The organism is Myxococcales bacterium, from assembly GCA_012513515.1.
GTDB lineage: Bacteria > UBA10199 > UBA10199 > 2-02-FULL-44-16 > JAAZCA01 > JAAZCA01.
In genome coordinates, this window is sequence record JAAZCA010000028.1 from 1 (window position 1) to 7,410 (window position 7,410).

Annotated in this window: 3 protein-coding genes; 1 reads left to right on the forward strand and 2 read right to left on the reverse strand. The window is 53.4% G+C overall.

Features of this window, described 5'->3' with window-relative positions:
* Positions 1-825: 825 nt before the first annotated feature.
* The gene (locus tag GX659_05415) at positions 826-1,092 is read right to left on the reverse strand and encodes a transposase (protein NLD28227.1); all 267 of its coding nucleotides are present in this window, start codon (positions 1,090-1,092) and stop codon (positions 826-828) included.
* 163 nt (positions 1,093-1,255) lie between these two features.
* On the opposite strand from GX659_05415, the gene GX659_05420 reads away from it, so the two are divergent.
* Complete coding sequence (locus GX659_05420) at positions 1,256-5,452, forward strand: hypothetical protein (protein ID NLD28228.1); 4,197 nt, start codon at positions 1,256-1,258, stop codon at positions 5,450-5,452.
* 45 nt (positions 5,453-5,497) lie between these two features.
* Here the strand turns inward: GX659_05420 and GX659_05425 are convergent, their stop codons facing one another.
* Positions 5,498-7,186, reverse strand: a complete 1,689-nt coding sequence (locus GX659_05425; protein ID NLD28229.1) for a hypothetical protein — start codon at positions 7,184-7,186, stop codon at positions 5,498-5,500.
* Positions 7,187-7,410 lie beyond the last annotated feature (224 nt).

Genomic DNA, 7,410 nt, shown 5'->3' on the forward strand with positions numbered 1-7,410 from the left:
AGGGATGCCGAGGGCAAAGTTGCAGCCCGACCAATTTAACGTTAATTTTCAGTTAGTTAGACTGAAGAGTCACCTGCAACCGCATCCGCAGCCATGCCCGGACTTGCAGGAGGCCCGATCCTCGCTGGCTTTTATCTAATACGTTTTAGCTTCGTATTCAAAAGTGTTGTCCGCTATCTATGATCGGATTGGTGGAGGCTTTCATTGTTTCTGAAAAAGAAACGTATGTGTAGGATCACGCAATTACGCCAACTTTTTACATGCTCCTTTATGATTTTTATTCATAATTTTCAGATGACGGCGTGCCGTCACGCCGACGCCCCGATATCCCCTCAAATGTCCCGAAATTCCACCCACCAGAGGTGTCTACGTTCCCCTCGTATAAGTTAGAACGAGAAAAGCTGTAATATCGATGATTACAGCCTTTGTCCCGCAATGCTCGCCGAATTCCGGGCTCTCGGAATTATAAGGCTACCGCCATAGGTTAGACCACCGCCATAGGTTAGACCACCGTCCCGACCACGTTCTACCGACGTGCCATAATTTGACGCGTCGCCTTCCTGTATAGTCGGCAACATATTTGTCAGGAAACATGGCTTCGCATCTTTTGGCAAAAGACTCGCTCGTAATTCCAAACATCCCTTTTGCAGCATATTCCTCACACTTGGCCTCGGTTTTTCCCACATGATCTTCTTCGTGCCTCGATATTATTTCACTTAGATCCACCTTATCTCTCCTTTCGCTTTATGCCGATACCATAACGTTTCCCGCTGTTCCTGCCTATAAGTTAGTCTTGAATAACTTATTTCATCAAAAAACTTCCTGTCAATCCATAATCCCGAGGACACTGACCATACCCCTTTCTCTGTACCAGTTTTTTGATAGAACATCCTTGATCGCTGTGATCTCAAGCGCCTGATCCGTCACGATTTGCTTTAAACGCCTGTTTTCATCCTCTAGGCACTTGAGACGCTTTGCCTCTGATATATCCATTCCGCCGTATTTACGATGCCAGTATCGAATACTATTTTCACTAACTCCGTGCTTTCGGGATAATTCCCCGGCTTTGATCCCTGTCTCCAGTTCCTTCAATATCCCGATTTCTTGCTCCTCCGAAAATCTAATTATATCAATGTATTAGGTGTAACGTTTTGTATGGGTTTGCCATCAAACGCAACATCGGGGCTGAGCCATGCCGATATGTAGGCGGAAGGTCCTCCTGCGCGTTTTTTTAATGCAGACCTTGGGGGCAGTGATGTTGTCAGCTGGCGAAATCCAATCGGTGAAAGAGCGACCGCTATCGATCGATTCCGGCATATGCGCCGACGATCCGTTCCTATCTGCTTCAGAGATGTCGCCATTCGCTGCTGTACCTGATCAGAGCATTTTACAGGATAGTTCCTCAGGGTGTTCATACACATCATGGGCCCCGTCATTTCTGGACGCGAATCCCCTTTCCATTTCGCGCTTCGGCTGTAAAGCCACGCCAGCTCCGCAGTCCTCAGAGGAAGATCTTTCCCTAGACGACAAGCGTGACTTAAGCCTCGCTCGAGCTATGCTCCGCGGCACATCCCTTTTTCTGGCAGGTGTGGATGTTTCCTCGAGCGACGAGCTTGCGGTAGCGGTAGATGTGCTGCGCGACTCGATTCAGGACATCGAGGCTTCGCTCGCAGCGGCCTTATCAACCGGTGATATGCCCCTGCTTCATGATCTTGAAAAGAGGATCTTTGCTGCTGAGGAGGCGGTGTGGCTCCTGAGACGACTCGATTCGATGAAGTTCGAGTATCCATCGAAGTCCGGGCCCGGGGGGCAGGGCGACGCCGGAGGCATGCTCATAGCGCGACTGAAGGCGGACGTAGCATTGACGGCAGACGATATCCTGACTGGAGTTGAAGGCTATGAATCCGTTCTCAAAACGCTCGGATGGAAGGTAGATGCCGCTGGGAAGTATGCGGCTCATCTGGCAAGACGGATGGATACGGCAGAGTTTCTCCGCAAACTCGCTCCGCTGCCGATAAGGTACGGTTACGCGCCCTTCAACCTTAGCTTCAAACATAGCGAAGGAAACAACCCTTTCTATTGGACCGGACGGGTTCCGATCGATCACATAAGCAAAAGCCCTCTCTACAGACACATCGCTTCACTCAGTCATGACAAAGCCGCCGCGTTTGCAGCCATGCATCGCGCCGTCTTCGATGAGGATGTCGTAAATAAGGCGAGTGATGGAAGGATCGACTTCGAAGGTATTCTCGCTGATGTCAAAAGGGAATCGGACATCCTCGACGGCTTCGATTTTGAAAGTCTTGCTGACGAAATTTTAAAATTGGACGAGACGAGGCTTCTATCGAACGAGGAGATTGCTAGGGCTAGCGTAGAGAGAAAGAGGCAGGATTCGATCATCCATGCGCATGAGATCGCCGACCTTGAGGCGATGCGTACGGGTCTTGTGGATTACTTCCTGAAACATAGAAGCGGCGATGAACAGGCGGCGTTTGCAGACGGTCTTGCGGAACTGATGGCCGCCCAGATCGACGATGCAATGACGCAGGCGGCCGCCGTAGCCACGGATACAGAAGATACGGAGGTGGCGGAATACTATGACATGCTTTCCGGTCGGAATGGAGGGAAGAGTCAGGTTCAGGACGTGAGGATGGACAGCATCGAGAGCCGCAACTTCGCCGACTATGGCTACACCGTGGACGACAGCGATGAAGTGTATCCGCGCCCGTACTGGCAGGATTCGTCACCGGGCGAGGCGTCGATGGTCGGTTCGCGCCTCGCGGATCTGGCGGGAAAGATCAAAGGGATACGAGACAACGAATCGCTCTCTCCGGCCCAGAAGCTTGATAGCCTCAAGGACCTTATAGTCGAGCTGCAGATCCAGAAATATACGATCATGAAGATGCAGATGGCCTACCAGATGCAGGCGATGCGTCAGCAGGATGCGCAGAGTAAGGAGATGAAGGAGGTGATCGAGCCATTCGCGGATGGAATGGAGGAGGCCGGAAAAGTCGCGAAATCGCTCGATGCCTTCTACGGGGCGCTCGACAGAAAGGCAGTGCAGAGGGCTGTCGAGGGCGAGCTGGAGTTTATCAACAGGAACATCGAAGAACTTAGCAAGATGAAGGACAAAACGAAGACTATATTCTGGGTTGTTCCCACGGGAGCCTCGACTGTGGCCTTCGACGGGCCCATCGAAGCTCTTCAGAAGGCGAAAAGGCTGGCGGAGACTGGCAGTTTCGAAGAGGCGCAGGCGCTCTACATCACGGTTCTCAATTCCCCCCTTTATTCTGGGCTTCGCGCGCGGAAGGCCAACTCGGATGCAGCGCATGATACCGCGATAGCCATCGCCGTCACGATAGTTTCTGCTGGAGCGTGCGGAGTCATGGGGGGTGTCGCGAAAACTCTCGCCGAAACGCTTAAATGGAGCAGGGCGGGAATATTCATGGCCGAGATTGCGGCCGAGGGTTCGATGTTCCACATCATGAATAATACGCTGATGTCGGGGGTTAGCCGACAGGGCGGCTGGGGCTCGAGGGGCTTCGGAGAACATACCTTCGATTTTGCGATGACAATACTCATGTTCGGATTCCTTCGCGGAACCGTTGGTGGATTTCGCGCGCTTGCGAAATCCCCTGTTATAAGATCGATGGAATCGAAGATGGGACGTCCACTTTCCGCAGTAGAAGGTGACATACTCTTCGGAGCTTGGCTCAAAAAGGCCGCCGCATTCAGGCGGGCCGTCTATCATCTCGGAGAGTTCAGCGCTGAAAACGTGGCGTTCATCGCTTGGAACATGATTCAGGAATCGATAAGGACCGGCGATGTGGGAGGTTCTATCGACGCGGCGATCGATCCCGAGGCCGTTCACGAACAGCTCATATTCCTTTGCTGTTTGAGGCTCGGCGGTATGGCGACGAGGCCCATCACCAAGTTGGCGGATGGCAGGGTGAGGGATATTGCGCTTGGAGAACGCGCGGGCGAGTACAGGGCTATAGAGGCCGAAGGCGCAAAGATAGCGGCAGACATGGAGGCCTTCTTCGTCAAGAGGCTCGGGGCCAAGGGGGAAAAAGGCGCGAAGGGCTACAGCCTGCTTCTGGCCAGATACGAGGAATATGCGCACAAAAGGCTCGCGTTCATGGAAGGCCTGCCTCCGGAAGTTGTTGCAGCTGAGGAGCTGGCTACGGCCAGAAGCGAGGCGGCAGAGGCGGAGGGCATCGTAGGTGCCGCAAAAGAGGCGGAGGGTATGCGCCTTTACAGGGCATCTCCGGAGGTAATCGTAGCCGACAGAACAACCCTTCGAGAAGTCATAGCGAAGAGTGAAGGAGTCGTTCACGAGGGCAACGGCGTCTATTCTAAGGCTATGGAAGGCGGCACCGTATATTTCGTCGAGGGCGCCGCAAGGTCTTTGGAACTAAGAAGGAAAAGCCTCAACACCGAAATGCAGACCGATGTCGATGCGGTGCTTGTAAGCCGCTATCCGGGCAAGAAGCTCGAGGATTTCGACTTTAGGGAGCAGAAGAACCTGCTTCGTCGGCTCCGCCACGAGCGCGACTGGGGCATGCAGGAGATGCAGGACTTCGTTGGTGTCGAGGGAATGCGCAGCCTTTATGGCTACGGCATCGAGATACCCTATGGATTTGAAAACAGGGCACAGTTCGATTCCTTCCAGAGAAGCCTTATGGTGTTCATGGGAGAGCTGGGCTTCCCCGTGTACGACACGGGCGTAAGAGTTTACATACAGGGCAGCTCCGTAACCGGCTACAAGAGCGATCCGGCGAGAAGCCCCTATTGCTGGGAGGCGAACCCGACGATCGAAGGAAAGGCCGGCAAGAAGAGCGATATCGATATCGCGGTCGTGGTGCAACCGGAAACGCTCGCCCATATGTACGTAGGGAGGGTGCAGTATATCATGGAGCACATGGGGAAGCAGAAGGGGGACTACAAGGTGAATTACAGGACCGCTGCCGCAGCAACTCTCAGGTGGTTCGAATCCGTCGGCGTGGATGCTGAAAGCGCGAAAACCCAGAGGGAGCGCGAAAACATTCAGGGGAGAAAAGCCACGATAGATATGTTGAGGCCTTTCGTGGAAGATATGCTGGGCGAAGCGAATCTGGATTTGATCGATGCGACAATGCCCGACGGCCTTCAGTGGTGGCAGAGGAGGAAAGATCAGGACGGTCGCACTATCAAGAACACGCGCGCCGACAAACTCGAGGACGGCATGGGTCTGGCCGGCGGGAGGCTCACCATTTTCAACACGGACGCGCCAGTAAGAGAGGCGTACGGGCACCTGTGCGACGAGTCCATGCAGATCGGGCTCGACCGCGAGATTCAGCTTTCGTTCATGACCGATGCGAGCAGATTTTTCCCAAAACCCGAAGAGGCATGGTGGATCTCTTCGAAAATCTACAGCGAGATGTCGATGTCGCCTGAAAGCGGGGCCCAGTGAGACCGGCTACAGAAACCGCATGATTTCTTTTATCGATGTGACAAGTCAGTGGACGAGCGGTTTTGTTCCTTCCCAGACGAGGCCAAGGGCCTTAAGGCATTCCTGAAACGAGAAGAGAATCTCTTCGCAGGCTTGAGGTGATTTTATACTGCCGCACATCTCTTCGTAGATGGAGTCGGCTAGGGCCTTTCTCGATTTCACGTCGCGCTGAGAGATCGTTTCAATCCTCGTCGCGTATCTGGCCGCGGCCTTTATGGCGGTGTTCACGGCGAGACCCGCACGCATGTCTATCGCGTCCGCAAGATCGGGTACAGTATTCGGCACCCGCGGCGCAACGAATGACATCACCCTCGCATGAAGATCGTCCTTCATGGACTTGATTTGTTCGAATATCTCCTGTTCCCTGCCCATCGGTATTCTCCTGTGAAACACCTGCTTCGGTTCGGCCTGTATACCACCTTGCCACGCATATTGGTAGCCGATTTTCATGTCCGACATGACGGAGTCCGTCTTCATGATACGCATGCTCTCGCTTTTCGGGTTGAAGTCTATCGTGAGATACGATCTGTGCGGGTAGTCAAGCCCTATTACGCGCGTTTCTCCGATGCGCCCGAAATGGAACCTGTGATGATGGCCGAACAGGACGAGCCTCGGCTTTAAGTATTCCACTATGCTGCGAAGAATTGGGCTGCCCATCTCCCTATCCCCATCGGTAAGTCCTATTCCGCTTGGGGCATCGTGCATCATAAGTATGTCGATGTTTTTGGGCAGCGACATCATGGCTAGTACGTCTTCTGCGGTGAAATATTTGAGCGGGGCATTCGCGGATTGTTCGTGAAGATGTTCTGAAAAAACACCCGGAATGCCTGCGATCCGCAGCCCGCCTAGCATGATAGTTTCTCCCGAAAAGATCGGGTGATAATTTCCGTATTGGGACCGTTCGAGCCGGCCTTCCTTCGTGCCGCGTCGCCACATGATCTGCCCCCACGACGACAGGTTCGGATGCCTCGTATGCGGCACAGGTACAAGGCCTAATTTTTTTTCTTCTTCGGATTGGGTCTCTACTATTACGTCGACTTCCGTGTTGCCCTTGAGAATTTCGGCCATTATACGATGATGTCCAACCGCCACATATATCTTTCCCTCTATCAGCATGAGGCGGGGTTTGCCCGCGCCTCTTGGGTCGCCGTTTATGTAGTCGCCGACCGTATCCGTGAAAACGAGCTCCTGCGTGGGCGTTATGTCTGATATCGATATGCGCCTCGGGCCCGGCTCGATGTTAAATCCGCCTGCTCCTGACGGGACAACGGAAGCCGGCATAGAGACCTGATCCATCTTGAGATTACAGCGCTGACATATCCTGTGAAGGGCCTCGCGCGTCGTCATGTTACGGTTGCGCGCATCGCTTCTCATGTCGCTTATCAGGCGCGAACTTTCATGATTGCCGTGGACAAAAAACATGTGATGAGGATCTTCGATCTTCGGGGGAGCAACGAGATCGCCTGTGGACAGGATAACGCCCGGGGCGTTTCTAAATTCATGCCCCATGATCTGCTCTACAGCCGACCATTTGGAATGGATATCGCCCACTGCAATCAGTCTGAAGAAGTCAGCTGTAGCAGCGGCCGCAATTCGATCGCCCGCGACGGCAGATGAAAGAGGGTGCGCGAAAAAAAACGTCGACATCGGCATCGCCATCTGTGCAGACGGGTATACAATAGAGCCGTGTGCCATATTTTTCCCCTATTCCAATATCGTGTGTAAAATACTGCTGACTTATCGCCTCTTTCCCCCAAAAAGTTGCTACAAAAAATGGAGCTACTTTTTTTCACCCGCCCGCGATCTGGGAGCCGACGCCGGAAGGGATGCCGAGGGCAAAGTTGCAGCCCGACCAATTTAACGTTAATTTTCAGTTAGTTAGACTGAAGAGTCACCTGCAACCGCATCCGCAGCCATGC